1 protein-coding gene is annotated in these 250 nt (G+C 35.2%); it reads right to left on the reverse strand.

All coding sequences use genetic code 11. The features are described 5' to 3' along the window. Window positions 1-250: substrate-binding domain-containing protein (locus GUI70_RS26045; protein WP_161884614.1), on the reverse strand; the 250-nt coding region annotated here is incomplete at both ends.

Raw genomic sequence — 250 nt, forward strand, 5'->3', positions numbered from 1 at the left:
AGAAGTAACTTCATATCCACCAAAACCCGATAATGAAAAGTCAGTCGGAATACTAAGTCCTAATGTGTGCGCGGCTTTCATAACGGCTAAAGCAATATTATCTGTAGCACAAAGTACGTAGGTAGCCGATGTTGTGGCTAACACATTCATCGCTTTTTCATACGCTTTTGAAAAAGAAAAATTTGTTTCAACAATCTCAATAGTTGTATCTAAATTTTTTTTAAGAGCGTCTAAAACACCTTTTGATCTT

The sequence above is a fragment of the Deinococcus alpinitundrae genome, from assembly GCF_009982895.1.
In the GTDB taxonomy this organism is placed as follows: domain Bacteria; phylum Deinococcota; class Deinococci; order Deinococcales; family Deinococcaceae; genus Deinococcus; species Deinococcus alpinitundrae.